General features: G+C 69.5%; 26 protein-coding genes and 1 tRNA gene. 7 read left to right on the top strand and 20 right to left on the bottom strand.

Annotated elements, in window-relative coordinates; all coding sequences use genetic code 11:
• Positions 1 to 65 precede the first annotated feature (65 nt).
• On the top strand, positions 66 to 1,907 hold the full coding sequence (locus tag MKK88_RS32405) for a pseudouridine synthase (protein WP_244007678.1): 1,842 nt from the start codon (positions 66 to 68) through the stop codon (positions 1,905 to 1,907).
• On the top strand, positions 1,904 to 2,461 hold the full coding sequence (rsmD, locus tag MKK88_RS32400; protein WP_244007676.1) for a 16S rRNA (guanine(966)-N(2))-methyltransferase RsmD: 558 nt from the start codon (positions 1,904 to 1,906) through the stop codon (positions 2,459 to 2,461). The genes MKK88_RS32405 and rsmD overlap by 4 nt, the downstream gene beginning before the upstream one ends.
• Here the strand turns inward: rsmD and MKK88_RS32395 are convergent.
• The 4 genes from MKK88_RS32395 to MKK88_RS32380 form a co-directional block, all read right to left on the bottom strand.
• A complete protein-coding gene (locus MKK88_RS32395) occupies positions 2,451 to 2,822 on the bottom strand; it encodes a cupin domain-containing protein (RefSeq protein ID WP_244007673.1) in 372 nt (123 codons plus the stop codon). The genes rsmD and MKK88_RS32395 overlap by 11 nt on opposite strands.
• 182 nt (positions 2,823 to 3,004) lie before the next feature.
• Entirely contained in the window at positions 3,005 to 3,451 is a 447-nt protein-coding gene (locus MKK88_RS32390; RefSeq protein ID WP_244007671.1) for a helix-turn-helix domain-containing protein, read from the bottom strand.
• 387 nt (positions 3,452 to 3,838) lie between these two features.
• Entirely contained in the window at positions 3,839 to 4,768 is a 930-nt protein-coding gene (locus MKK88_RS32385) for an alpha/beta fold hydrolase (protein ID WP_244007669.1), read from the bottom strand.
• Positions 4,765 to 5,256, bottom strand: coding sequence for a phasin family protein (locus MKK88_RS32380; protein ID WP_244007667.1), 492 nt, complete (start codon positions 5,254 to 5,256; stop codon positions 4,765 to 4,767). Before MKK88_RS32380 ends, MKK88_RS32385 begins: the two co-directional genes overlap by 4 nt.
• Before the next feature lie 258 nt (positions 5,257 to 5,514).
• Here MKK88_RS32380 and MKK88_RS32375 point away from each other — a divergent pair, with 258 nt between their 5' ends.
• Positions 5,515 to 7,170, top strand: a complete 1,656-nt coding sequence (locus tag MKK88_RS32375) for an AMP-binding protein (protein ID WP_244007665.1) — start codon at positions 5,515 to 5,517, stop codon at positions 7,168 to 7,170.
• 34 nt (positions 7,171 to 7,204) lie between these two features.
• On the opposite strand, the gene MKK88_RS32370 is transcribed toward MKK88_RS32375, so the two are convergent.
• The 12 genes from MKK88_RS32370 to MKK88_RS32315 all read right to left on the bottom strand — a co-directional run bounded on the left by MKK88_RS32370 (position 7,205) and on the right by MKK88_RS32315 (position 19,045).
• Entirely contained in the window at positions 7,205 to 7,528 is a 324-nt protein-coding gene (locus MKK88_RS32370) for a DUF6285 domain-containing protein (protein WP_244007663.1), read from the bottom strand.
• 2 nt (positions 7,529 to 7,530) lie between these two features.
• The gene (locus MKK88_RS32365) at positions 7,531 to 8,541 is read right to left on the bottom strand and encodes a phosphotransferase family protein (RefSeq protein ID WP_244007661.1); all 1,011 of its coding nucleotides are present in this window, start codon (positions 8,539 to 8,541) and stop codon (positions 7,531 to 7,533) included.
• Between the two features lie 3 nt (positions 8,542 to 8,544).
• On the bottom strand, positions 8,545 to 9,312 hold the full coding sequence (locus MKK88_RS32360; RefSeq protein WP_244007659.1) for an SDR family NAD(P)-dependent oxidoreductase: 768 nt from the start codon (positions 9,310 to 9,312) through the stop codon (positions 8,545 to 8,547).
• A 1-nt stretch (position 9,313) separates the two neighbouring features.
• A complete protein-coding gene (locus MKK88_RS32355; RefSeq protein WP_244007657.1) occupies positions 9,314 to 10,492 on the bottom strand; it encodes an acetyl-CoA C-acyltransferase family protein in 1,179 nt (392 codons plus the stop codon).
• A 16-nt stretch (positions 10,493 to 10,508) separates the two neighbouring features.
• Positions 10,509 to 11,714, bottom strand: coding sequence for an acyl-CoA dehydrogenase family protein (locus MKK88_RS32350; protein WP_244007655.1), 1,206 nt, complete (start codon positions 11,712 to 11,714; stop codon positions 10,509 to 10,511).
• Positions 11,715 to 11,860: 146 nt separating this feature from the next.
• Positions 11,861 to 13,813: a DNA mismatch repair endonuclease MutL gene (gene mutL, locus MKK88_RS32345; RefSeq protein ID WP_244007654.1), complete on the bottom strand. Its 1,953-nt coding sequence runs from the start codon at positions 13,811 to 13,813 to the stop codon at positions 11,861 to 11,863.
• 54 nt (positions 13,814 to 13,867) lie between these two features.
• Positions 13,868 to 14,218, bottom strand: coding sequence for a hypothetical protein (locus tag MKK88_RS32340; protein WP_244007652.1), 351 nt, complete (start codon positions 14,216 to 14,218; stop codon positions 13,868 to 13,870).
• A 95-nt stretch (positions 14,219 to 14,313) separates the two neighbouring features.
• On the bottom strand, positions 14,314 to 15,300 hold the full coding sequence (locus MKK88_RS32335; RefSeq protein WP_244007650.1) for a branched-chain amino acid ABC transporter permease: 987 nt from the start codon (positions 15,298 to 15,300) through the stop codon (positions 14,314 to 14,316).
• Positions 15,301 to 15,323: 23 nt separating this feature from the next.
• Positions 15,324 to 16,211, bottom strand: a complete 888-nt coding sequence (locus tag MKK88_RS32330) for a branched-chain amino acid ABC transporter permease (RefSeq protein WP_244007648.1) — start codon at positions 16,209 to 16,211, stop codon at positions 15,324 to 15,326.
• Between the two features lie 28 nt (positions 16,212 to 16,239).
• Positions 16,240 to 17,457 (bottom strand): ABC transporter substrate-binding protein, encoded by a 1,218-nt coding sequence (locus MKK88_RS32325; RefSeq protein ID WP_244007646.1) that lies wholly within the window; start codon positions 17,455 to 17,457, stop codon positions 16,240 to 16,242.
• A 93-nt stretch (positions 17,458 to 17,550) separates the two neighbouring features.
• Entirely contained in the window at positions 17,551 to 18,294 is a 744-nt protein-coding gene (locus MKK88_RS32320) for an ABC transporter ATP-binding protein (RefSeq protein ID WP_244007645.1), read from the bottom strand.
• Positions 18,287 to 19,045, bottom strand: coding sequence for an ABC transporter ATP-binding protein (locus tag MKK88_RS32315; RefSeq protein ID WP_244007643.1), 759 nt, complete (start codon positions 19,043 to 19,045; stop codon positions 18,287 to 18,289). The genes MKK88_RS32320 and MKK88_RS32315 overlap by 8 nt, the downstream gene beginning before the upstream one ends.
• A 214-nt stretch (positions 19,046 to 19,259) precedes the next feature.
• On the opposite strand from MKK88_RS32315, the gene MKK88_RS32310 reads away from it, so the two are divergent.
• The 3 genes from MKK88_RS32310 (at position 19,260) to MKK88_RS32300 (ending at position 22,082) form a co-directional block, all read left to right on the top strand.
• Entirely contained in the window at positions 19,260 to 20,138 is an 879-nt protein-coding gene (locus MKK88_RS32310) for a 2-dehydro-3-deoxygalactonokinase (RefSeq protein WP_244007641.1), read from the top strand.
• Positions 20,135 to 20,770 (top strand): 2-dehydro-3-deoxy-6-phosphogalactonate aldolase, encoded by a 636-nt coding sequence (locus tag MKK88_RS32305; protein ID WP_244007639.1) that lies wholly within the window; start codon positions 20,135 to 20,137, stop codon positions 20,768 to 20,770. The genes MKK88_RS32310 and MKK88_RS32305 overlap by 4 nt, the downstream gene beginning before the upstream one ends.
• Before the next feature lie 145 nt (positions 20,771 to 20,915).
• The gene (locus MKK88_RS32300) at positions 20,916 to 22,082 is read left to right on the top strand and encodes an alanine racemase (protein WP_244007637.1); all 1,167 of its coding nucleotides are present in this window, start codon (positions 20,916 to 20,918) and stop codon (positions 22,080 to 22,082) included.
• 38 nt (positions 22,083 to 22,120) lie between these two features.
• On the opposite strand, the gene MKK88_RS32295 is transcribed toward MKK88_RS32300, so the two are convergent.
• From MKK88_RS32295 to MKK88_RS32280, 4 genes are all read right to left on the bottom strand, one after another.
• Entirely contained in the window at positions 22,121 to 22,294 is a 174-nt protein-coding gene (locus MKK88_RS32295) for a hypothetical protein (protein ID WP_244007635.1), read from the bottom strand.
• A 174-nt stretch (positions 22,295 to 22,468) separates the two neighbouring features.
• A complete protein-coding gene (locus MKK88_RS32290; protein WP_244007633.1) occupies positions 22,469 to 23,386 on the bottom strand; it encodes a histone deacetylase in 918 nt (305 codons plus the stop codon).
• Positions 23,383 to 24,321 (bottom strand): NAD(P)/FAD-dependent oxidoreductase, encoded by a 939-nt coding sequence (locus MKK88_RS32285; RefSeq protein ID WP_244007631.1) that lies wholly within the window; start codon positions 24,319 to 24,321, stop codon positions 23,383 to 23,385. Before MKK88_RS32285 ends, MKK88_RS32290 begins: the two co-directional genes overlap by 4 nt.
• Positions 24,322 to 24,482: 161 nt before the next feature.
• Positions 24,483 to 24,567: transfer RNA gene (locus MKK88_RS32280), tRNA-Leu, on the bottom strand.
• A gap of 126 nt (positions 24,568 to 24,693) precedes the next feature.
• Here MKK88_RS32280 and MKK88_RS32275 point away from each other — a divergent pair.
• Positions 24,694 to 25,275, top strand: coding sequence for a YqaA family protein (locus MKK88_RS32275; RefSeq protein ID WP_244007629.1), 582 nt, complete (start codon positions 24,694 to 24,696; stop codon positions 25,273 to 25,275).
• Positions 25,276 to 25,277 lie beyond the last annotated feature (2 nt).

Genomic DNA, 25,277 nt, shown 5'->3' with positions numbered 1-25,277 from the left:
ACCTTTCCGAAACGGTCTGAAAGACCTGTCTCGCCTGTCGGTATCGGCTCTGGTAAGGCCCGGGCATGAGCGACACGCCGAACGACGATACACCGGGGGGCTCCGACCGCCCGGATTCCGAGAATGGACCAGCGCGGGCCTGGAGCCCGGCGACGGACGCCGATCGCACCCGCGATCCGGCGGAGGCGCCGCTGAAGACCGGCCGGACCAAGCAGCGCCCCGAACAGACCGCAGCGGTTCCCGAAGAACCGCCCGCCGTTCCGACCCCTGAGCCGACGCCGCCCGGTGAGCGCATCGCCAAGGCAATGGCGCGGGCCGGGATCGCGTCGCGGCGCGAGGCGGAGACGATGATCCTGGCCGGCCGGGTGAGCGTCAACGGCGAGACGCTGACCTCGCCGGCGCGCAACGTCACGGACGACGATCAGATCCTCATCGACGGCGAGCCCATGCCGTTGCGGGAGCGCAGCCGCCTGTGGATCTTCCATAAGCCGCGCGGCCTCGTCACAACGGCCCGTGATCCGGAGGGGCGGCAGACGGTCTTCGACGTCCTGCCCGAGGATCTGCCACGGGTCGTCGCGGTCGGTCGCCTCGACATCAACACCGAGGGCTTGCTGCTCCTCACCAACGACGGCGGCCTCGCCAAGGTCATCGCCCATCCCGAGACCGGATGGCTTCGCCGCTACCGTGTCCGGGCCCACGGCGACGTCGATCAGGCGCAGCTCGACCGATTGTCGAAGGGCGTCACCATCGACGACATGGAATACGGCCCCGTGGAAGCCACGCTCGACCGCGTGCAGGGCGACAACGTATGGCTGACGCTGGGGCTGCGCGAAGGCAAAAACCGCGAGGTCAAGCGCATCCTCGAACATCTCGGTCTCTCGGTGAACCGGCTGATCCGGCTGTCCTTCGGGCCGTTCCAGCTCGGCGATCTGGAGGTCGGCCTCGTCGAAGAGGTCCGGACCCGAGTCCTGAAGGACCAGCTCGGCAAATCGCTGGCCGAACAGGCGGGTGTGGATTTCGACAGTCCGGTGCGCGAGCCGATCACGCCCTTCGGCGGGTCCAAGGCCGCGGATCGGGGTGCGAAGGGGGACCAGGGGGGTGCAGGGCCCAAGCGCAACGCGGCGCGTCCCGCGCCCGCACCGCGCGTCGCGACGGGTGGTTCCGGGTCGGGCCCGCGCAACGCGGCATGGCGCGATGAGGACCCCGGCAAGCCGCGGGGTACGCGCGTACCCCGCCGCGGCGCCGATCCGCGTGTCGCGCAGGCCGCAGCGGCCGAGCGCGGGCGGGAGCGGGTCGGCTCGATCCGGACCGGGGACCGCCGCGTGGTCGTGGAGCGCCTCGCGGCCAGCCCCGTCGCGGTCGAAGCGCCAGTGAAGGCGCGCCGCCGTTACGCCGATGACGGCCCGCCGGGCGGCCAGCGCGGAGGTAGCGCCGGCTCCGGCCGCGCCGGCGGCTTCCGGACCGAGGGCGCAGCCGCACCGCGCGGCGAACGCCCGCAGAGATCCCGCGGTCAGGATGCGCAGGATGAGCGGCCGCGCCGGCCCGCAGCCCGCAGCGCCGAGGGGGGATGGGGCGACGCGAGTCGGGATACGCGACCGCAGGGCAGGACGGCTCCGCGACGGGATCGGCCATCCGACGGCGCTCCGGCTCAAGGCGCGCCGCGCGGCAAGGCCGGCTTCGGGGGCCAGGATCGTCGGCCGGCCGGCGGCAAGCCCGCCTTCGGGGGGGCGAAGGCGGGCGGCGCGCGGCCCGGCGGCAAAGCCGGCGGTTTCGGCGGCAGGGGCCCCGACCGGAATGGTGCCGGCGGAAATGGTCGGCCCGGGGGGCGGCCTGGCGGCAAGCCCGGCGGCGATAAGCCCGGCGGCGGCAAGCCCGGCGGTGGGCGCCCGCACCGCGGTACCCGATGAGGATCGTCGGCGGCGCCTGGCGCGGCCGCCGGCTCTCAGCCCCACGCACCGATGCTATCCGGCCGACCTCGGATCGCCTCCGGGAGTCGCTCTTCAACGTGCTGACGCATGCCTATGACGAGGCGCTGCCGGGGGCCCGGGTCCTCGATCTGTTCGCCGGTACGGGAGCGCTGGGTTTCGAGGCCCTGTCGCGGGGCGCGGCCTACGCGCTGCTGGTCGACGACGGGACCGAGGCCCGAGGCGTGATCCGATCGAACATCGAGGCCCTTGGTGCCGAGGGTGTGACCCGGCTGTTCCGGCGCGACGCGACCCGGCTCGGCCCCGCCGGGACGGCGGGGCAATTCTCGCTCTTGTTCTGCGATCCCCCCTACGGCCGTGATCTCGCGCCCCGCGCCCTGTCCAGCGCGGTGGCCGGCGCATGGCTTGCCCCCGGCGCCCTCGCGGTGGTGGAAGAGGCCGAAACGGTGCAACTGACTTGGCCCGCGGGCTTCACCGAGCTGGAGCGGCGCAGCTACGGGGAGACAGCCATCACCCTTGCGCGGTTCACGGGCTGACGGCTTCCGATCCCGCGTCAGAACCGCCGACCTCGGGACCGTAGTGAATGGCGAGCCACACGGTGGGCGAGTCAGTCCACTCGACGCGATGGCGTCGGTGGGGTGCGATCAGAACGGCATCGCCAGCGGTCAAGCGCCGCGGTTCCGGTTCGTCCGCGAAACGCAGATCGGCCGAACCCGCCAGCACCGCGACCCATTCGGTATGCGGTTGATCATAGTGGAACCCGGCTGGGCTCGCCTGACCGGTGGAAACGATGCGCTCCACCCGCAGGCCCGGTGCCGCGAGCAGGATTGTGACGACCTCCTCCGTGCCGCTGGACGGCAAGTCGGCGAGCAGATGAACGATGTCCGTCGTATCCATCCTGGGTCGCCTCACCGATGACGCACCGCGTCAGAACGCTGCCGGGGCCCGGTGAAACACCCGACAGGCAATCGCCGGCGCCGAGTGGGATCGGTTTCGCCGCGGGGCACGCCTCGAACGCCCCGTCCCGACGAGGCCGGCGACGCTGCATCGACGCCCCGTTTTTGGCGAGCGCTCCGACCTCAGTTGCCCGGGGTTGCGGCGTCAGCCGTTCCCGGATCGACGGTCGCCCCGGCAGCCCGATGCTGGCCGACGCGCGCGGCGGACTTCACGAGGCTGAGGACATCACGACGCATCTGATCGTCGGCAATCTGGTTGTAGGCGCGCAGAAGCTCGACGGCACCGCTCACGCGGAGCAGCGACGGGCCATTCTCGGTCGCGCTCTCGGGCTCCGGCTCGAAGAAGCTCGACACCGGTACGCCGAGCCGTTCGGCAATCGCCTGAAGGCGGCCGGCTCCAACGCGGTTCTTGCCGGTTTCGTACTTCTGGACTTGCTGGAAGCTGACGCCCAGAGCGCTGGCCAGGGCCGATTGGCTCAACCCGTTCGCCGCGCGCAGGAACGCAATGCGGCTGCCAACGCCGTGATCGATCGCCGTCGTCTGCTTCGGCTTGGGGCTGGGCTTGGCCATCTCTGTAGGTCCGAACGTCGTCTCTGTTGGCGGGCATGCGCAGTCGCAACCCGAGCCGCCGACTACAACACAGTGCTGCTAGATCGTGCGGCACAGATTCTAGCCTGCACTCGGTAGATGCCACAGCCAAGCCCGCTGTGCAACGAAAGGTCACGTGCGCCAGATCTAAGATACCAAAAATGGTCAATCGACCTGACAGGCCGCAGCGCGGAATCCGGTCAGGCGGGATTGCCGGACTTATTTCCCTCCGCGCAGGCTACGCAGAACTCAGGCCCGTAATATTTACGCCCGTCAGGGGAATGCGCCATCGTCGAAGCCGCATCGCGGGAATGCATTGGCAATCCCTCGAGGGTTGCAGCGCGACCGGATCAACCCTTCGACGCGATCTCAGGGCGGCGGGCCGAGCCAGTCGGTCACGATCGCGAGTTGCTGATCGTCCAGGAGCGCGGGGGCGTGACCGCAATCCGGTATCTCGACCCGCTTCGTGGGTGGGCCTCGCCGTGTCATCTCGTCGGCGGTCGAGGCGAGGAGCAGTTCTGAATGCTCCCCGCGCAGGAGCAGGACAGGACAGGTGATCGCGTCCCAATCGCGCCACATGCTGACGCTGTAGACCCTGCCCGGTCGGAACGCGTCGCCGATTCCGGGATCGTAGTGGGGCCGCCAGCCGCCGTTCGGCTCCGGGAAGAAGCTGTGCTTGGCGATGTGCCGCCATTGCTCGTCAGTCAGGGAACCGAACGAACCGAGCACCGTGCGCAGGCGCGACTCGCCGGAAGCCAGGTTGTGATGCAGGCGAGGTGCGTCCCGCAGGCGCGAACCGATGTGGCGGATCGGCGCCCAGGGCAGGAACGGACCGATATCGTTGATCACCATCCGGCGGATGGGCGTGTTGGCCGCGGCGGCCAGAACCATGCCGGTCAGGCCGCCCAGCGAGGTGCCGACCCAGTCGATCTTCCCGGGCACCCGCAGATGCCCGATCAAAGCGGCCATGTCGGCGGCGTATTGCGGCAGGCCGTAGAGTTCCGGATCCTTGAGCCATCCACTCGCGCCGCGTCCCGGCAGGTCCGGACAGACGACCCGGTAGCCCATCTTGGCCAGGAGATAGCCCAGCGGATCGAAGTCCCGGCCCTGACGGCTCAACCCGTGGACGCAGACGACCACGTGCGGGGAGGCCGGGTCACCCCATTCGACATAGGCGATGCGGTGGAAATCGTGGGGCGCGTAGGCCAGGACATGGCCGGTCCGGAACGGAACGTCGGCGCGGCTGAGATCGTCGAGCCGCGGCATCGTTTTCGCCGCTGCCGCCGTGTCGCGCGTCACGGCGTTTCGGTGCGCGCGACGGCTTCGCGGGCGAGCCGGCTGGTCGTCTGGTGCAGATCGACCATCTGGTCGGTGAGTCGGCGCGCCTGCTCTTGCAGGTATGCGACGTTGAGGGCAGCCACCTCCCGGGCATCGGCCGCCTTCGCCACGCGTTCGGCAAAATCGAGGTTGGCGCGGATGTTCGTATCGGACGCCACGAGCATGCGGTGCCCAATCTCGCGCATAGCCGCCATGGTGTGACCGGCGTTGTCCTCGAACGCGTTGTAGAGCCGTGCCCCGGCGGCCTCCCACTGCTCGCGCATCCTGCGAGCGCCGGCAACAAGGCTCTCGCTCAACTGGTGGGCGGTCTCGCGGCTGGAACCCATCACCGAGCGCCAGCCCTCAAAGGTCTGGGCCATCGATGTCTCGAAGGCGTTGAGCGCCATCTCGCCGGCTTCGGCAAAGCGCTCATAGGTCTCGCGCGCCCGAGCCACGCCGCTCTCGGCCAAGGCTCGCCCCGCCTGCGAGGGCACCATCGGCAGGTTGTCGTTCCCCACGGCCACCGTTCCCCCAACCGTCGGCCCCGACCGGCCGAGCCCGGATTATGGGCATCCGTCACGGTTGCCGCGCCGTCAACACCGCGGCGTGACAGAAGCCGATCGGGACACCGCCCTTGGGCATGCTGGCGATTGACAGCCGGACCGCGCGCGAAATCATCCGCAGGCGGAGCGAACGCCACGCCCGCCGCCCGATCAGAAGGCAGACCGATGACGGAGATCGATCCGCAGCACCCCGCGCCGTCCCCCGGGGCCGCTCGCCACCCCTTCGCGCGCGATCTTGATCGAACATCGGCCAATTACGTCCCGCTGACCCCGGTGAGCCTCCTGGCGCGCGCCGCCTCGGCTGCCGGTGGACGGATTGCGGTCATCGATGGCGACCGGCATCTCAGCTACGCCGATCTGTACGCCCGCTGCCGCCGACTCGCCTCCGGCCTCGCGGCGCACGGGATCGGCACCCTCGACACCGTGGCGATCCTGGCGCCCAACGTTCCCGAGATGATCGAGGCCCACTTCGCCGTGCCGATGCTCGGCGCCGTCCTCAACCCGCTGAACACGCGCCTCGATCCGGCGACGATCGCGTTCTCGCTGGCGCATGGCGGCGCCCGCGCGCTGATCGTCGAGTCCGAATATGCGCCGCTGGCCGCAAGGGCGCTCGCGGAGCTCGAGCGCCCGCTGCTGGTGGTGGCGATCGGCGAGGCCGACGTCGCCGATGCGATCTCCTACGAAAATCTCCTTGCATCCGGCGATCCCGACCACGCTTGGACCGGTCCCACGGACGAGTGGCAATCGCTCTGCCTGCTCTACACCTCCGGCACCACCGGCGATCCGAAGGGCGCGGTCTACAGCCACCGCGGTGCGTATCTTCAGGCGCTCGGCAACGCCGTCACCTTCGGGCTGACCGCCGAAAGCGTGTATCTCTGGACCCTGCCGATGTTCCATTGCAGCGGCTGGTCGTACCCCTGGGCCAGCGTCGCCGCCTGCGCGACCCAGATCTGCCTGCGCAAGGTCGAGCCGGCGGCGATCTTCCGGTTGATCGCGGAGCACGGGGTGACGCATCTCTGCGGCGCGCCGATCGTGCTCTCGATGATCGCGCACGCACCGGAATCCGATCGCGTCGCCTTTCCGCAGCGGGTACGCTGCGCGGTCGGGGGTGCGGCACCGTCCTCGACGATCATCCGCACCATGGAGGAACTGGGCTTCCAGGTCCTGCACCTCTACGGCGCCACCGAGAGCTATGGGCCCGCCACTGTCTGCCTCGCCCAGCCGGACTGGACGGAACTCAGCGACGCCGACCGCTACGCCCGCATGGCGCGGCAGGGTGTGCCGCTCGCGACCCTCGAGGCCACCGGGGTGGTGGATCCTGAAACCGACCGGCCGGTGCCGCAGGACGGCGCGACGGTCGGGGAGATCCGGCTTCGCGGGAATACCGTGATGAAGGGCTATCTGGGCAATCCCGACGCCACCGCGCGGGCACTCGCCGGGGGCTGGTACCGGACCGGCGACCTCGCGGTCTGGCATCCCGACGGATCGGTCGAGATCAAGGACCGGGCGAAGGACATCATCATCTCGGGCGGCGAGAACATCTCCAGTCTGGAGGTGGAGGAGGTGCTGATGCGCCATCCCGCCATCATGCTGGCGGCCGTGGTGGCGCGGCCCGACCCGACCTGGGGCGAGAGCCCCTGTGCGTTTCTCGAGGTGAAGCCGGGCGCCGAGCCGCCGACCGATCACGATGTGATCGCCTTCTGTCGCGAGCGGATGGCGCGCTTCAAGGTGCCGAAGACCGTGGTGTTCGGTCCGCTGCCGAAGACCTCGACCGGGAAGATCCAGAAGTTCGTGTTACGGGATCGCGCCCGGGGGCTGTGAAAAAGTCCTTGGGAATCCGTGCCGCCGGGGAGGCTTAGCCGCCGGGAGGAGCCGGCTTCCACACCTGCGCGGCCACCATCGCAGCCGCTTCCAGGGCTTCGTGGAGGTTCGGGTCGGCATCGCGCCCCCCGGCCCGGATCGCGGCGACCAGGGCCGCGACGGGTTCGCCCGCCAGGACATCCGCGCCGGCCGCAGATAACCGATCGGCCTCGGCGATCTCCCGGGCAGCGATGCCGATCGCGTTCGCGACCATCAGCGCGACGTAGCGCGGACGGCCGGTGAGACCGGGCACCACCTCTTCGGTCAGGGCCCGGCGCGCGGCGTCGAGGAGGGCGGCGCCGGAGGGTTCATCCTGCATGCTCAGCTCCACGCCGCGGGGGACGTCGCCCGCAGGATCGCCCGTTCGAGGTCCGGCACCATCCGGCCGGTGAGCGCCAGTTCGAGGGAAAATTCGCGGCCGGAAACGTGTCGCGCGCCCTGCTCCAGGGCGATCACCGCCCAGCGCAGATGCGCCAGCACCTCCCAGTAGGCGACGCTTTCCGGATCGATGGGGCGGCCACCGGCTTCCCGGTAACCCCGATAGAAGGCCGCGCGGGAACCGATGCCGCCGGCCTCCAGCTCGGACCGGCCGAAGCGCCAGCAGGCGGCGCAGAACCAGCCGAGATCCTGCGCGGGATCGCCCCAGCCGGCGAATTCCCAATCGAGCACGGCCGTGAGACCGTTTGCGTCGACCATGTAGTTGCCGGTGCGGAAATCCCGGTGGACGAGGGTCGGAGTTGGGCATGCGGGTGCGCGAAGCTCGCCCCAGCGCAAGCCCCACTCGATGGCCGGGCGCAAGACGCCGATTCCATCGAGGCTGGCACGCAGCCGCGCGATTTCGGCCCGCGCCGGGTCTGGTGCCGGCTCGCCCAGGAAGGCCAGCGCCGCGGGAGGCGTTGCTGGGTCGAAAGCCGTGTGGATCTTGGCGAGTTCGCGGCCCAGGGCGGTCGTCAGATGCTCGCGGTCGCCGCCGAGGCTCAGATCCTTGGCGATGCGCGGCCCCAGCCCGACACCCTCGACGAGGCCCATCAGCGCGAAGGGTGCGCCGATCACCGCCGGATCGTCGCAGAAGCCCACGGGCTCAGGCACGCGCACGCCGGCTTTCCAGACGGCCTCCAGGATGCGGAACTCCTCGGCGCGGGACCGGCTCGACGCGATCGTGGCGGAGGCGTCCATGCGCAGCACGAAGTCGCGCGATTCGCCTGCGATCTGGCAGCGGACGAGGCGGTTCTCCTGGATCGAGCCGCCGCCGAGCGGACGGATCTCTGCGATGTTGAGATCCGCGCGGCCGAGATGCGCGACGATCCAGGCGCGCAGCCGTTCCTGGTCCATCCGCTACAGGCCCGAGACGAGGTGACCGCCGTCGACCGCGACGACGCTGCCGGTCATGTAGGCGCCGGCCCTGGAGGCGAGGAGCAGGAGCGGCCCATCGAGCTCGGCTGCCTCGCCGAGCCGGCGCTGCGGCACGCGCTTGATCAGCGCCTTCCCGGGTTCGGACTCGAAGAACGCATCGTTGAGTTCGGTCTTGATGTAGCCCGGCGCCAGAGCGTTGACCCGGATCCCGTGGCGCGCCCATTCCAGCGCAAGGCTCTTGGTGAGCTGGACGACCCCGGCCTTCGAGGCGGCGTAGGGCGCAAGCCCGCCGGTGACGCGCAAGCCCAAGATCGACGCGATGTTGACGATGCTGCCACCCGCGCCGTGCTGGACCATGCGCTTTCCGGTCGCCTGAGCCACCAGCCAGACGCCCTTGAGATTGGTGTCGAGCACGGCGTCCCAATCCGCCTCCTCGAGATCGAGGGCGGGCTTGGTGGCGGTCACGCCGGCATTGTTGATGAGGACCTGAACGGGCCCGAACCGCGCCTCCGCCACATCCAGCGCCCGCGCGATGCTGCCGGACCCGGTCACGTCCATCACGACGGCGTGGGCCTGCCCGCCTGCCGCGGTGACGCTGGCGACGGTCTCGGCGAGGGCGTCGGCCCGGCGCGCGCACAGGGTCAGCCGTGCCCCGGCCCGGGCCAGCGTCCCGGCGAAGTGGCGCCCGAGCCCGCTGGAGGCGCCGGTCACCAGCACGTGCTGACCGGTGAGGTCGAACAGATCCGCCATCTCAGTGCAGCCGCTCGAAGGCGACCGCGATGCCCTGTCCACCGCCGATGCACATGGTCGCCAGACCATAGCGGCCGTTGATGCGGGCCAGCTCGTAAAGCGTCTTCACCGCGATGATCGCCCCCGAGGCGCCGATCGGATGCCCGAGGGCGATGGCACCGCCGTTCGGGTTCACCCGGGCGGGGTCGAGGTCGAGTTCGCGGGAGACCGCGCAGGCCTGGGCCGCGAAGGCTTCGTTCGACTCGATCACGTCGAAATCTCCGGCGCGCAGGCCGGTGCGCTCCAGCAGACGGCGCACGGCGGGCACCGGACCCATGCCCATCTCGGACGGGTCGACGCCCGCATGGGCGTAGCCGACGATCCGGGCGAGGGGCTTCGCCCCCGAACGCTCGGCTTGCGCCGCGCTTGAGAGGACGAGGGCGGCGGCGCCATCGTTCAGGCCCGAGGCGTTGCCGGCGGTGACGCTGCCGGTCTTGGAGAAGGCCGGGCGGAGTTTCGCCAAATCCTCGACGCTGGTCGCCTTCGGATGCTCGTCGGTGTCGAACGCCACCGTCTCGCGCTTGCGCTGGACGGCGACGGGCAGGATCTGGTCACGGAAAAAGCCCTCGCGGATTGCCCGGGCGGCGCGCGCCTGACTCTCGGCCGCGAAGGCGTCCTGCGCGTCGCGGGAGACGCCGTAGCGCTCGGCGATATTCTCCGCGGTGACGCCCATATGGCCGTTGCCGAACGGGTCGCTCAGCACGCCGATCATGTAATCGACGAGGATGGTATCGCCCATGCGCTGGCCGGTGCGGCCGGTCGTGAGCATATGCGGTGACCGGCTCATGTTCTCGGCGCCGCCCGCCAGCGCGATTTCGGCATCGCCGAGCAGGATGGACTGCGCCGCCGAGACGATCGCCTGCAATCCGCTGCCGCAGAGCCGGTTGACGGTCATCGCCGGCACCTCCTTGGGCACCCCGCCCTTCATGGCGGCGACGCGGGCGATGTAGGCGTCCCGCGGCTCGGTCGGGATCACGTGGCCGAACACCACGTGGCCGACGCGCTCCGGCGCCGTGCCGGCGCGCTTCAGCGCCTCCGCGACGCAGAGCGCCCCCAATTCGGAGGGCGGCGTCCCGGCCAGCGCGCCGCCGAAGGTGCCGATCGCAGTCCGCACCGCGCCTGTGATCACGACATCGGTCATCGTCATACGCTCCGATTCACGCGCCCACCGGCCAGGACCAGAAGGCGTCGCCCTCGGCCTCCAGGTTGCGGTTGAGCACCATCTTGTGGACCTCGTCGGCCCCGTCGACCAGCCGCGCCTGCCTTGCGTAGCGGTAGATCCATTCGAGCGGCGTATCGGTGGAATAGCCCCGGGCGCCGTTGATCTGAATCGCCACGTCGGCGGCCGCGTGGAGCAGGTTGGCCACATGGACCTTGGCCATCGAGACCTCCTTGCGGGCGAAGCTCCCCTGATCGAGCGCCCAGGCGGCCTTCATCACCAGCAGGCGGCCGATCTCGATCTTCATGGCGAGATCGCCCAGCATAAGCTGGATGCTCTCGCGGTCGGCCAGGCGGATGCCGAAGCCGTGGCGCTCCGCCGCGTAGGCGCGGGCGATCTCGACGCAGCGCTTCGACAGGCCGAGCCAGCGCATGCAATGGGTCAGCCGCGCCGGGCCGAGGCGGATCTGCGTGAGCTTCAGGCCGTCGCCCTCGTTCATCAGCACGTTCTCGGCCGGGATCTCGAGACCATCGAACAGAAGCTCGCAATGGCCGCCATGCTCCTCCGGCCCCATGATCGGGATGCGCCGCAGGATCTCCCAGCCGGGCTGGTCCTTGTGGAACAGGAAGGCGGTGAGGCCCTTGCGCACGTCGTCGGAGGTGCGGGCCATCAGGATGAAGTGCGCGGCCTCCTCGGCGCCGGTGATGTACCATTTGCGGCCGGTGACCACGTAGCTGTCCCCGCGGCGCTCGGCCCGGGTCTGGATCATGCCGGGATCGGAGCCGCCGCCGGGATGGGGCTCGGTCATGGCGAAGGCCGAGCGGACCTCACCGCGCACGATCGGATCGAGCCAGCGCTCCTTCTGGGCCGGGGTGGCGACCTTCTCCAGCACCATCATGTTGCCGTCGTCGGGCGCGGCCGAGTTGATTACGACCGGCCCGAAGATCGAGCGGTTCATCGCCTCGTAGCAGACCGCCATGCCGACCTTGTCGAGCCCGGCCCCACCGGTCTCCGGCTTGAGTTGGAGACACCAGAGCCCCTGCTCCCGGGCGAGGCCGCGCAGCCGGGCGAGCTCCGGTAGGCCGATGTTGCCGTGGCCGTCATAGGCCGCCGGGTCGGATTCGAGCGGAATGACATGCGCCTCGACGAAGGCCGCGATCCGCGCGCGATACTCCTCGACGCGGGGCGAGATGGTGAAATCCATGGATCGCGGGCTCCGGCGAAGGCCTGTGTTCGGTCAGGATAAGTCTGCGCGCCTGTTCTCTCCACGATCTAGGCCCGTGGGGGCAATCGCAAGGCGAAACGAAGTGCGGCGGCTGTTCGGCGCGCCCGGCCGCCGCAGCGCGCTTATCACCGCCGGCCGAACAGCCGCTCGATGTCGGAGAGCTTCAGCTCGATCGAGGTCGGGCGGCCGTGGTTGCACTGGCCGGAATTCGGGGTCGCCTCCATCTCGCGCAGGAGGGCGTTCATCTCCTCGGGCCGCAGGCGGCGGCCGGCGCGAACCGAGCCGTGGCAGCTCATACGCGACAGCACGGCATCGAGGCGCCGGCCCAGCGGACCGCCCTCGGCGGCCGGGGCACCGCCTTCCTCGTCGCCGCTGGATTCCAGGGCGTCGAGGATGTCGGTCACGAGATCGCGGATCGATGCCTTGATCAGCGCGGCCGGGACCTCGCGCACCAGCACGGCCCCGGATCCGAACGCCTCGATGGTGAGACCAAGCCGGTCGAGGTCCGGCGCGGCGGCGACCAGACGGTCGGCCTCCTCGGGGCTCATCTCGACCACGTCGGGGATCAGGAGTCCCTGCCGGGCGATGCCGCCCGCCGCCCGCTCCGCCTTCATCCGTTCGTAGACGAGGCGCTCGTGGGCGGCGTGCTGATCGACAATCACAAGGCCATCGCGGGTCTGGGCGAGGATGTAGGTCTCGTGGATCTGGGCGCGCGCCGCGCCGAGGGGATGGTCGATCGCCTCCGGGGCGTCGGCGAGGTGCCGGACATCCGCCTGGGGCGGGGCCGCAACGTCCCCGACGAAGGCCGCCTGGGATGCCTCCGCGAAGCCGCTGTGCTCCGCTAGGACGTAAGCCGGCTCCGCGGGGCGCGGCATCGGGGCCGGCCGCCAGGTCGGTGAACTCCGGTAGCCCGCAGGCGCCGCCACCGAGGGCGCGCCGGATGGGAACGGGCCGGGCCGTGTGGGCTGGAACAGGCTCGGTGCAGCCACCCCGGTATGGAGCGCAAGGGCCGGGCCGGCCGGGCGCAAGGCGTCGAGGGTCCGGGCGGCGCCGGTCGTGGCCGAGCGGGCGCCGCTGCGGCGCAGGGCATCGTGGATGGCGCTGACGATCAGCGCCCGGACCAGACCCGGCTCGCGGAAGCGCACTTCGGTCTTGGCCGGGTGGACATTCACGTCGACCCGTTCGGGATCGCACGTGATTGTCAGTCCCAGCACCGGGTGGCGGTCAGAGGCCAGGGTGTCGGCATAGGCGCCGCGCACCGCCCCGAGGAGCAGCCGGTCGCGCACCGGGCGGCCGTTGACGGCGAGATGGATGTGAGTCGCCGCGCCCCGGTGATAGGTCGGCAGGCCGACATGGCCGGTCACCGCGAACCCCTCCCGGGCGAGCGAGACCGGCAGGGCGTTGGCGGTGAAATCCGGCCCCAGCACCGCGGTGAGCCGGCGCAGATCCGCCTCCGACCCGCTCTCGGCCGGCAACACCAGGGGCTGGCCGGCATCGGCGCGCAGGGTGAAGCGGATCCCGGACTGCGTGACGGCGAGCCGGCGCAGGGTCTCCGCGATGGCGGCGTTCTCGGCCCGGTCGGATTTCAGGAACTTGAGCCGGGCCGGCGTCGCGGCGAACAGCTCGGTCACCTCGATCCGGGTGCCGCGTTGGGCCGGGGCCGGACGGACCGGACCCTTCAGGCCCGCCTCCACAATCAGGCTCGCCCCAGCCTCGGCCTCCGGCGTGCGCGTGACGACGGCGAGCCGCGACACCGCCCCGATCGAGGGCAATGCCTCGCCGCGGAATCCCAGCGTGTCGATCGCCGTCAGGTCGCCCCCGGGGAGCTTGGAGGTGGCGTGACGCTCGACGGCGAGGTCGAGGTCCTCGGGCGTCATCCCGCGCCCGTCATCGACCACACGGATCAGCCGCCGGCCGCCCGCCTCGACGGTGACTTCAATGGACCGGGCCCCGGCGTCGATGGCGTTCTCGACGAGTTCCTTCACGGCCGAGGCCGGGCGCTCCACCACCTCGCCCGCGGCGATGCGGTCGACGAGGATGGGGTCGAGGCGGCGGACGGCGGGTGCGAGGGTGGACATTGGCCGCGACGATAGACCCTCGCAGCTCGCGATCCAATTGCTGCACAGCCCCGTTCAGGCGCGCCGCTGGGACCCGCCGAGGGAGATGCGGTTCGCGCTGGTCCGTGTTCCGTGGCTCGGCGCCGCGTAGGGGCGACGGGACAGGTCGTACAGGACGTTGCCGACGACTCCGGCCGCCCGGCGCAGGGTCGTGCCGTCGCAGGTCGCCGCGACCCGGACGCCGATCTCGTGCGTATGGCTGCGGCCGTAGAGCCAGACCGCGAGACGCGCCCGGGTCGCCTCCGGGATCCCGTCCAGGAGGTAGGCGGCGCCCTCCGGATCGGCCTTGATCAGACGGCCGACCGTCTCCGGTGGGACCGGGCAGTCGACCGCGGGGTCGTCGATGCTGAGCGAACCGGCGTTCATCATGGCGAACCTGAAGTCTGTGGAACCCCAGGTTGAGACGGTTTGGTTAACGGCGCCTTACCATCACTTGTCTGCGATCCAATGCGTGGCCGTTTTCACAACGGCCGGCGCACCACCCGTGCGACGAGCCCGACGATCCCCTCCCGGAACAGCAGCACGCAGAGCACGAAGACGCAGCCCTGGATGATCGTCACCCAGGCGCCGAACTGCGCGAGGTAGGTCTCCATGGTGACGATCACGAGGGCGCCGACGATCGGCCCGAACACGGTCCCCATGCCGCCGACCAGCGTCATCAGGACCACCTCGCCCGACATCGACCAGTGGATGTCGGTGAGCGAGGCGAGCTGGAACACGATCGCCTTGGTGGAACCCGCGAGCCCCGCCAGCGTCGCCGAAAGCACGAAGACCGCAAGCTTGTACTGGCTCGCCCGGTAACCCAGCGAGATCGCCCGCGGCTCGTTGTCCCGGATCGCCTTCAGCACCTGCCCGAAGGGCGAGTGGATGATCCGGTAGATCAGCAGCATCCCGGCCATGAAGATCACGCAGACGAGGCCGTACATCGCCCGGTCGTCCGCGAGGCTGATCACCCCGAACAGGTTGCCGCGGGGCACCGCCTGGATGCCGTCCTCGCCGCCGGTGAACTTCGCCTGCAGCGAGAAGAAGAACGCCATCTGGGCGAGCGCCAGGGTGATCATCGAGAAGTAGATGCCCTGCCGGCGGATCGCCAGCGCGCCGAAAACGAGGCCCAGCAGCGCCGCGGTGCCGGTGCCGGCGAGGATCGCGAGTTCCGGCGTGAAGCCGAGCTGCTTGGCCGTGTAGGCGCAGAGGTAGCTCGCCATGCCGAAATAGGCGGCGTGACCGAAGGAGAGCAGGCCGCCGTAGCCGAGCAGCAGGTTGAAGGCGAGCGCGAACAGCGCGAAGCACAAAACCTTCATCAGATAGACGGGGTAGAGCACCAGCGGCGCCACGATCAGCAGCACGGCGATGCCGACGAAGATCAGGCGGTGGAGCGCCTTGTCGTCCCGGCCGGTCGCCGGGGCGGCAGCGATCGGGGCGGCGTCGATGGTTGCGGTGTCGGCCATGGGTGTCGAGCCTCAGTTCGCGGTCAGGCCGTGCGCCCGAACAGGCCAGCGGGTTTGACGAGCAGCACCAGCACCATGATCACGAAGATCACGGTCGCGGACGCCTCCGGATAGAACACCTTGGTCAGCCCCTCGACGAGGCCGAGGGCGAAGCCCGTGATCACCGAGCCGATGATCGAGCCCATGCCGCCGATCACCACCACGGCGAAGACCACGATGATGATGTCGGCGCCCATATTGGGATTCACCGAGTAGATCGGCGCGGCCAGCACCCCGGCGAAGCCCGCGAGCGCGACGCCGAACCCATAGGTCAGGGTCAGGAACAGCGGCACGTTGACCCCGAAGGCCTGGACGAGGGTCGGGTTCTCGGTGGCGGCGCGCAGATAGGCGCCGAGCTTGGTCTTCTCGATCACGAGCCACGTGGCGATGCAGACGGTGAGCGAGGCGACCACCACCCAGGCCCGGTAGTTCGGCAGAAACATGAAGGGCAGGCGCTGGCCGCCCGACAGCTCGGGCGGGATCGCGTAGGGGAGCCCAGAGACGCCGTACTGGTTGCGGAACATGCCCTGGATGATCAGCGCCAGCCCGAAGGTCAGGAGCAGGCCGTAGAGGTGGTCGAGCTTGTAGAGCCGGGCGATCAGCAGCCGCTCCAGCACGATGCCGAAGGCGCCGACCACGAGCGGCGCCAGCCCCAGCGCCCACCAGTAGCCGAGGCCCACGTAGGTGAGCAGCATCCAGGCCACGAACGCGCCCATCATGTAGAGCGCGCCGTGGGCGAAGTTGATGATGTTGAGGAGCCCGAAGATGATCGCGAGCCCCAGCGACAGGATCGCGTAGAATGAACCGTTGATCAGGCCGAGCAGCAATTGCCCGAACAGGGCCTGCATCGGCACACCGAAGATCGTGGTCATGGCCGGTCTCCGCGCCCCGCACCCATGCTCAGCCCTTCACGAGGGGGCATTTGCCCTCGTTGAGCGGGCGGAAGACCTGATCGCCCGGGATCGTCTCGAGCTGCTTGTAGAGGTCCCACTCGCCCTTCGACTCGGCGGGCTTCTTGACCTCGAACAGGTACATGTCGTGGATCTTGCGCCCGTCCGCGCGGATCACGCCCTTTCCGAACAGCGGATCGTCGGTCGGCATCGCCTTCATCTTGGCGACGGTCGCGGCGCCGTCCGCCGTGGATTTCAGCTCCGCCACCGCCTTCAGGTAGTGGAGCACGTCCGAGTAGACGCCCGCATGATTGGCGGTCGGCTTCGAGTTGCCCTTCATCTGCTTGGCGAAACGGTCCGAGAAGGCGCGGGTCTGGTCGTTCAAGTCCCAGTAGAACGGCTCGGTGAGCACCAGCCCCTGGGCGACCTTGGTGCCGAGGGAATGCACGTCCGAGGAGAAGACCAGGAGGCCGGCCAAAGCCTGCCCGCCCTCGGTGATGCCGAACTCACCGGCCTGCTTGATGGAATTGATCGTGTCGGTGCCGGCATTGGCGAGCCCGATCACCTTGGCGCCCGAGCCCTGCGCCTGGAGCAGGAAGGACGAGAAGTCCGAGGTCGGGAACGGCGTCTTGACCGAGCCCACGACCTTGCCGCCGTTCTTGGTGATGACCGCGCTGGTGTCGCGCTGCAGCGTCTGGCCGAACACGTAATCGGCGGTAAGGAAGAACCACGTCGTGCCGCCGCGCTTCACCATCGCGCCGCCGGTGCCGTTGGCCAGCGCCACCGTGTCGTAGACCCAGTGGATCGTGTTGGGCGTACATTGCGGCCCGGTGAGGTCGGCGGTGCCGGCGCCGGTATCGATGAAGACCTTGTTCTTCTCCTTGGTGACCTGGCTGATGGCGAGCGCCACCGATGAGGTCACCCCGTCGGTGATCATGTCGACACTGTCACGGTCGTACCATTGCCGGGCGATGGCCGCGCCGACATCGGGCTTGTTCTGGTGGTCGGCCGAGACGATCTCGACCTTGAGCCCGTGCTGCTCCGGCTTGAAATCCTCGACCGCCAGCTTGGCGGCGACCACCGAGCCCTCGCCGCTGATGTCCGAATAGGCGCCCGAGCGGTCGCCGAGGATGCCGATCTTGACGTTGGTCTGCGCCGCGGCGGTGCCCATCATCAGGGCGCCCGCGAGGGCGGCGAGGGTCACGGGCCGGGCGATACGTCCGAACATACGCGTTTCCATCCACTGGCGGCACGGCGTTCTTCCGCCGGCCGGAACTCGGGACGCCGATTTGGGCGCTTCGACAGTATTCTTGGACAGGCTCTAGACGCCGAGATAGGCGTGAAGCTTGTCGATATTGGCGTCTAGCTCGGCATTGGGGATCATGTCGACCACCCTGCCCTGTTCGATCACGAAGTGCCGGTCCGCCAGGGTCTGGGCGAAGCGGAAGTTCTGTTCCACCAGGATGATGGTGTATCCCTGAGCCTTCAACTGCTGGATGGTCCGGCCGATCTGCTGAACGATGACCGGCGCGAGACCTTCAGTCGGCTCATCGAGCAGGATCAGCTTGGCGCCGGTGCGCAGGATCCGGCCGATGGCCAACATCTGCTGCTCGCCGCCCGAGAGCTTGGTGCCCTGGCTGCTTGCCCGCTCCTTCAGGTTCGGGAACAGCGTGTGGATTTCGGCCACCGACATGCCGCCGGGCTTCACCCGCGGCGGCAGCATCAGGTTCTCGTGGACCGTGAGGCTCGCGAAGATCCCGCGCTCCTCCGGCACGTAGCCGATGCCGAGCCGGGCGATGTTGCGCGAGGCCATCCGCACGGTCTCGACACCGTCGTAGACGATCGAGCCCGCACGCTTGCCGAGGATGCCGATGATCGCCCGGAGCGTCGTGGTCTTGCCGGCGCCGTTGCGGCCCAGCAGCGTGATCACCTCGCCGGTCCGGACATCGATGTCGATGCCGTGCAGCACGTGGCTCTCGCCGTACCAGCCCTCCAGCCCGCGGACGGTGAGGAGCGAGCCGGTCGCCGGAGCGGGCGTGAAGGTCTTCACCGCGGCCTCAGGCATGTCCAGCCCCGATATACGCTTCGACCACACGCGGATCCTTCGAGACGGTGGCGTAATCGCCCTCGGCCAGCACCTGCCCCCGCGCCAGCACGGTGATGCGGTCCGACAGGGACGCCACCACCGACAGGTTGTGCTCCACCATCAGGATGGTCCGGCTTTTGGAGACCCTGCGGATGAGCTGCGCCGTGCGCTCGACATCCTCGTGGCCCATTCCGGCCATCGGCTCGTCGAGGAGCAGCATCTCGGGATCGAGGGCGAGGGTCGTGGCGATCTCCAGCGCGCGTTTGCGGCCATAGGAGAGTTCCACCGCCGGCACGTCGGCGAACTCGGACAGGCCGACATCCTCGACCAGCGCCAGCGCCTCGCCGTTCAGCGCCCGCAACACCCGCTCGGCGCGCCAGAAATCAAAGGAGTCGCCGCGTCGCCGCCGCTGCAGGGCGATACGGACATTCTCCATCACAGTCAGATGCGGGAAGACCGCTGAGATCTGGAAGGAGCGCACGAGGCCGAGCCGGGCGACGTCGGCCGCTTTCAGACCGGTGATGTCGCGGTCCTTGTAGCGGATCGTCCCCGCCGTCGGGATCAGGAACTTGGTCAGCAGGTTGAAGCAGGTGGTCTTGCCGGCTCCATTGGGCCCGATGAGCACGTGGATCGTGCCGCGCTCGACCTGCAGCGCCACGCCGTTCACGGCGCGGAACCCACGGAATTCCATCGTCAGGCCGTCGGTCGCCAGGATCACGTCCCGTGCCAAGCACTGTCCTCCCAAGTTTTGATTCTTGTTTTGAATCTTGCCGCCATATCGCCGAACCGCGCCCGGTCCGTCCATCGCAAACGCGCGACGCGGTGCGACAATCCCCGGCTGGTATATCCGCCTCGTCCGGCCACTGCGGACCGTACGAAGCTTGACCATCACTGCCGTGCCCATTAACTCAGACAAATAGAACGCGCACGTGGGAGCAGAGGGCATGGTCGGTCGCGCAGCCTACATCGCGGTCGACTGGGGGACGACAAACCGGCGAGCCTACGCGGTCGCCTCCGACGGGACAGTGCTCGAGACCTTGCGGGATGAACGCGGCGTATTGAGTCTCGCGCCGGACGCGTACCCGGCCGAGATCTCAGCCCTGCGCGCGCGCTTCGGCGTGGACCCGGTCATCGCGGTCGGGATGGTGGGCTCCAGCCGGGGCTGGTGCGAGGCGCCCTACGTCGATGCGCCCGCCACGCTGGAACGCTTGGCCGCATCCTGCCGCGAAGCCGCGCCCCATGTGCGCATCGTGCCCGGCGTGGCGCTGCGGGACGGCCGGCGGCCCGACGTGATGCGTGGGGAGGAGATCCAGATACTGGGCGCGATCCATGCCGGAACGGCGCCCGCGACCGCCCTGTTCTGCCAGCCCGGCACACACAACAAATGGGTCGAGACCGTCGATGGGGCGATCACGACCTTCACCACGGTGATGACCGGCGAACTCTTCGCTCTGCTGCGCGCCCATGGCATCCTGGCTGGGATGCTCGACGGGGTGGTTTCGGACGGGGCCCCGTTCCGCCGCGGGCTTCGCCGGGGGATTGCGTCCGGCAACCTCGCCGCGACGCTGTTCGAGGTCCGGGCCGGGCTTCTGCTCGATCGGCTCGAACCGTCCGAGGCCGCCGCCTATGCGAGCGGTGTCCTGATCGGGGCGGATGTCGCAACGCGGGAGGATCTCAGCCGCCGGCCCGTCTATCTGCTGGGCGGAGGAGACCTCAACGTCCTCTACGCCGCCGCGGTGAGCGAGTTGGGTGGGACTCCCATCACCGTGCCGGATGGAGCGACCACGGCCGGCATCCATGCCATCTGGAGCCTCAGCGCATGACGATCCTTGAGCGTTTCGAAGCCGCCTTCGCCACTTGCCCGCTGGTCGCGATCCTGCGCGGCCTGACGCCCGAAGAGGCACCCGCGGTGGGCGACGCCCTCGTGGATGCCGGCTTCACGCTGATCGAGGTGCCGCTCAATTCCCCCGATCCGTTGCGCAGCATCGCACGCCTCGCAGATCGCCTGGCCGGGCGCGCGCTAGTGGGGGCCGGCACGGTCCTCGAACCCGCGCAGGTCGCAGCGGTCGGGGACGCGGGCGGCAGCCTGATCGTTTCCCCCAACACGGATGCGGCGGTGATCGGCGCGACCTGTTCGCGCGGCCTCGTCTCCCTGCCCGGCTACCAGACGCCGACCGAAGCGTTCACGGCGCTCGCGGCCGGGGCAACCGCGCTCAAGCTGTTTCCAGCCGATGTCGCCTCGCCGGCGGCTCTCCGGGCCCATCGCGCGGTGCTGCCATCCGGAACGCGGGTGCTCGCCGTGGGCGGTGTGACCCCCGAGGGGATCGCCGCGTGGCGCGCCGCGAGCGCCGACGGGTTCGGCCTGGGCTCCAACCTCTACCGCCCCGGTAAACCAGCGGCCGATGTCGCCCGCGATGCGGCAGCCTTCGTGGAAGCCGTGCGGCGTTCCACCTGAACGCCCGTCGCCCGATCCGGTATCGGCGTTCGGCGCATCTTGTCCCGGTGCGTCTTATCCCAGTGCGTCTTGTCCCGGTGCGTCTTGGACCGTCCCCGGCAAACGCCTATCAGACAACCATCCCTGGACAGACGGGAGCGGCGTGATGGCGGATGAGATCTCGATATCGACCGAGGGCGACGGGCTCGACGTGATCGAAACGCCCTGCCTCCTGCTCGACGCCGACCGCGTGACGGCCAACGTCGCCGCCATGCGGGCCCGGCTCGACAGGCTCGGCGTGGTGCTGCGCCCGCACCTCAAGACCGCGAAATCCCGCGACGTCGCCCGGATCGCCATGGCGAGCGCGGCCGGGCCGGCGACCGTTTCCACCCTGCGCGAGGCCGAGTACTTCGCCGAGGGCGGGGTCCGCGACATGATCTACGCGGTGGGGATCGCGCCGCAGAAGCTCGAACGGGTCGGCTGGATCCGGCGGCATTGCCAGGCGGATCTCGCGATCATTCTGGATTCCGTGGAGCAGGCCGAGGCCGTGGCGGCCTGGAGCCGCCGGCACGATGATCGGTTGCCGGTGCTGATCGAAGTCGACGCGGATGGCCACCGCTCCGGCGTAAAGCCGCAGGATGCGGAACAGCTTGTCGCCATCGGCCGCATCCTCGACAGGGAAGCCGATTTGCGCGGGATCCTCCTCCATGCCGGCGACAGCTACGGGCTGAGCGAGCCGGATGCGCTCCGCGCGGCCGCCGAGGCCGAGCGCGTCGCAGCCGTGACGGCGGCGGCGTCACTTCGGGATGCCGGCCTGCCCTGCCCGGTGGTCAGCGTCGGCTCCACCCCGACCGCGCGCTATGCGGCGAATCTGGATGGCATCACCGAGGTCCGCGCCGGCGTCTTCATGATCGGCGACCTGTTTCAGGCCGGCGTTGGCTCCTGCACGGTGGAAGACATTGCGCTGACCGTCCTGGCTACGGTGATCGGCCACCAGCGGGAGAAGGGCTGGATCATCACCGATGCTGGCTGGATGGCGCTCTCGCGGGACCGGGGCACGGCCCGGCAGGCCGTCGACCAGGGCTACGGCCTCGCCTGCGACCGGACAGGCCGGCCCTATCGTGATCTGATCGTCGCCGATGCCAACCAGGAGCACGGCATCCTGGCCCTGCGAAAGGGTTCGACGGCGGCCCTGCCCGAACTTCCGGTCGGGGCGCGCCTGCGCATCCTGCCGAACCATGCCTGCGCCACGGGAGCGCAGCATGATCGCTATCACGTCATCGCCGACGGGCATCTCACGGGTGCCGTATGGCCGCGCATCAACGGCTGGTGAGCCAGCGACCCGGAGCTTCCTGATAAAGCGAGCGCTGCTCAGCGGCGCGCAGCCGGCGCGATGGCGCCGGTGATGACGGGCTCGCTCGCGACGACGCCGATAGCCGGCTGCGCCCGCTGCCGGTCGAGCTTATCGGCCGACACGAGGGCGGCGGCGATCAGGGCTGCAACCGCGAGCGTCGGCTTCAGCACGTTCCAGACCCGCGCGAGCATGGATCAAACCTCAACGGCGACGGACTGAGACCTGCGGGCGCGTCGCGAACGACATCCGCAATCCTCGCAACCTGTGCCCTCAGGCTTGCTCAAACCTTACCAGGTCACTGTGTCGGGCGCCGAGGCCGGACACTGATGCGGCACTGCATCATCATCGGTCTGCGTTGAGTCTGCTTACGGTGCCGACGCGTCCGCAGCCTCGGCGGCCAACGCCTCGAACACCAGGGCGTGACGCCGGGCCAGAGCGTTCACATCCGTGGAATAGCCCCCGCCAATGACCGCCACGAGCGGGATGCCGCGCGCCCGGGCCTGCGCCACGACGTAGCGATCCCGCGCCAGCAGGCCCTCATCCGTGAGACAGAGCCGGCCCAGGCGGTCGTCGCGGTGCGGATCGACGCCGGCGTTGTAGAAGACCAGATCCGGGACGAGCGCATCGAGCAGTTGCGGCAGGCGGTCGCGCAGTACGGCGAGGTAGTCGTCGTCGCCCAGTCGATCGGGCAGGCCGATATCCAGATCGCTGGCGATCTTCACGGACGGGTAGTTGTTCTCGCAATGCACCGACCATGTGAACAGGTCGGGACATCGCGCGAGGCAATCTGCGGTCCCGTCCCCCTGATGGACGTCGAGGTCGACGACGAGCGCGCGTCGCACCTGACCTTCGACCTGGAGCGTCCGCGCTGCCACCGCCACATCGTTGAGCACGCAGAAACCTGCGCCTTGCTGCCGCCGGGCATGATGGCTGCCGCCGGCCGCGCTGCCCGCGAGTCCCTCCGCGAGGGCGAGACGCGCCGCCAGCAGCGTCCCGCCGACGGAACTGCGTGAGCGCCGCACGACCGCTTGATCGACCGGAAGGCCGATCGCCCGCTCGATGTCCCGGGACACGGTACCGGTGAGGACCGCCTCCACGTAGGCTGGGTCGTGGGCGCGGACGAGCATGTCTGCGGTCGCCAGCTCGGGCGTGACGAAGCCCAGCGGTGCGAGGCCCTTCGCGATGAGCGTCTCGGCGAGCAACCCGTATTTGCGCATCGGAAAGCGGTGACCGGCGGGCAGGCTCGCTTCATAGGCGGGATGGAAGGCGATCGGCGGGATCATGGCCCGCCACCGAGATTAGCCAGGATGGCTCCGGCCAGCGCCGAGCCGCTGTCGTAGGCAGCCTCGATGCGCGCGCCCAGGCACCAGTCGCCGGCGGCGCCGAGCCGCAGGGCCGGATCGTAGACCGCTGATCGGTCCAGGGGCCGATCGACCTGCGCATAGCGCCAGCGATGGGCCTCCGCGTAGGTCGGGCGCAGAGCGACGCCGAGATGGCGCTCGGCAACGGGAAGGAGCGCCGCGATGATCGCCTCGCGCGGCTCTTCGAGATGATCGCGCGACCAATCCGCCGTCGCGTGGATCGTCAGCCGGGTGCCCGGGGGACGGCCCGGCTTCGATCCGTCGAGGGCGATGAGGCCGATCGGACCCGCACCCGGCTTGACCAGCGCCCCGGTCGCCGCCCCTTCGGCCGCGACCAGCACGGACCAGCACGGGGCATACGTGGCGCGCTCGACGCCGGGAAGCGCATAACCGGACGCGTCGAGCAGGGCCGTCACCTGCGGGGCGGGAAACGTGATCACCACGGTATCGAAGGGGCCGTGGACCCCGTCCGCGGCGTCGAGATGCCAGCCAAGGTCGATCCGCCGGATGCGCGCCACCGTGATGCCGGACGTGACGGGAAGTCCGGCCAGGAGATCGCGGACCGGCGCGGTCATATCGGGTACGCCGACCCGACGCCCTTCACCCGCCCAGGCGGCTGCGATGCCGCGCCGCTCCCACTCCAGCAGCTGCGCCGCGAAGGCGTCGCCATGCGCCCGCATGAATTGGGCGCCATGATCGAACCGCATCGTTCCGTGCCGTCGGGTCGCCATACGCCCGCCGACGCTGCGACCCTTGTCGAAGACGCTGACCAACGATCCGGCATCGGCCAGCCTGCGTGCCGCCGCGGCGCCAGCCATACCGGCCCCCAGGATCGCCACCCTCAGACGGTCGCTCACAGCCTCGCCCTGTCCCTGGAGCGGCTCATCGCGCCGCGTATCGGCCAAGATAGGGCGGAATTAGCCGGCGACAGCGCGACGCTCTGCCCGCGCCACGGCCGCTTCTAGGCCAGCGCCGCGTGCCGCGACGGTTTGAAGAAAGAATCGGGGGCCGATCGCTGTGGTGCGGGTAGAGGGAATCGAACCCCCACGCCTTGCGGCTGGCGATTTTGAGTCGCCCGCGTCTACCAGTTCCGCCATACCCGCCTGCCCGGCGCTCTTCGCACAGGTCGACCGCACCGGCCAAGCGTATTTTTCGCCGGCTTCGGCGATCTGGCCAAGGCGCAGCACCTGTGCTCAAAGAGCGCCCGATTATCCAATCTGGGAGATCGAATGCTCCGCCGGCTCTATGCGTGGATCCTCGCCCTCAGCGGCAGGCCGTCCGCGCCCTACGCGCTCGGCGCCGTGGCTTTCGCCGAGAGCTCGTTCTTTCCCGTGCCGCCCGACGCGATGCTGGTCCCGATGGCGGTGAGCCGTCCGGACCGGGTCTGGCTCTACGCGACGATCGCGACGATTTCATCGGTGCTGGGCGGCCTTGTCGGCTATGCCATCGGCGCCCTGCTGTTCGACTCCCTCGGGGAGTGGCTGATCCGCCTCTACGGTCTGCAGAACTCGGCGACCACCTTCCAGGATTCCTACGCCCGGTACGGGCACTGGGTGATCCTGCTGAAGGGTCTGACGCCGATCCCCTACAAGCTCGTCACGATCACATCGGGCTTCGCCCATTACAGCTTGTTCTGGTTCACCGTTCTGTCGATCGTCACCCGCGGCGCCCGGTTCTTCATCCTGGCCGGGTTGCTCGGTCGATACGGCGTCCAGATCCGGGGCGTCCTTGATCGGCATCTCAACGCCGTGGCGGCGATTTCGGTGGCGATGATCGTCCTCGGCTTCCTGCTCTTCAAGGTGATCCTGTAGCG

The organism is Methylobacterium sp. E-005, assembly GCF_022829725.1.
GTDB lineage: Bacteria > Pseudomonadota > Alphaproteobacteria > Rhizobiales > Beijerinckiaceae > Methylobacterium.
This window is presented reverse-complemented; position numbering and strand designations above follow the sequence as displayed.